The following is a 1,022-nucleotide window of genomic DNA, read 5'->3' on the forward strand; positions in this document are numbered from 1 at the left end:
ATGCCGACTTTCTTCGATCCCGATCTTTCGGCGACGGCTTGAAAGAAGCTCTTGAAACGGGTGTTTGCGCGAATGGCACCGAGGGCGGCCATGTAGAGAGCTTTGCGCACCCGGCGCCTTCCGCCCTTGATGTGCCTGCGCCCCCGGCGATGCCCGCTGTCGTCGTTGAACGGTGCCAGGCCGGCAAGGGCACCGGCCTTCTTCGGCGTCAACGAGCCGAGTTCGGGCATATGGGCGACCAGTGTCAGCGCCGTGATCTTGCCGACGCCCGGCGCCGAGGTCAGCCGTTCGAGCTCTGCGGTAAGATCGGCGTCGCGCCGCGTCTGCCGGTCGATCTCGGCTTCGATGGCGGCGATCCTTTCGCCGAGACTTTCGATGACGCCGTCGATGTCGGCAATGACGCAGGGCTCGAAGGCGTCGGCCCGGTGCCGCTTTTCCAGGGCTTGCAGCTCGACGAGCTGATCGCGCCGCCTGGCCAGCGCCGCCAGCCTTTCGCGATCCTTGCAAGGAGCCGGATCGGGCTTGGGCTGAACCATCTTGCCAAAATCCGACAGGCCGATCGCGTCGATCCGGTCGGTCTTGGCGAGGCGCCCGCACATCTCGGCAAAGCGGCGCGCCTGCACCGGATTGAGCCGGCGTGCGGGGATATCACGTTCGCCGAGCGCATGACGCAAGAGCCGGTCATGGACGCCGGTCGCCTCGAAGACGACGAGACAATCCGTGCCGGCAAGAGAGGCCGCGAAAGCCTCGACGGCGTCCTTCTCATTGGCAATGCGCACGCAACGCCCGCTGCGCGGATCGAAGACGTCGAGGAAGGACTTGGAAATGTCGCAGCCGAGGACGGTTTGGTGTATGGTCATCGTGCCTGTTCCTGTGGTGCGAGGTCTGTTGCGAGCAGCCTCATGCAACTGTTCAGGTTTCGAAGACGGCGCGGGAAGGGGCCATGCCAGGCACCGGTCTGCCTTGCGGACGACCAGGATTCTCTCGGCCTCCTTCCCGCCTCCCACCATACACCAATTCGA

General features: G+C 64.8%; 1 protein-coding gene. It reads right to left on the reverse strand.

All coding sequences use genetic code 11. The features are described from left to right. On the reverse strand, positions 1-860 hold an 860-nt coding region (locus tag J6595_RS22365), incomplete at its 3' end, for an IS110 family RNA-guided transposase (protein WP_209597966.1). Between the last annotated feature and the right edge of the window lie 162 nt (positions 861-1,022).

The organism is Jiella mangrovi, assembly GCF_017815135.1.
GTDB classification, from domain to species: domain Bacteria; phylum Pseudomonadota; class Alphaproteobacteria; order Rhizobiales; family Rhizobiaceae; genus Jiella; species Jiella mangrovi.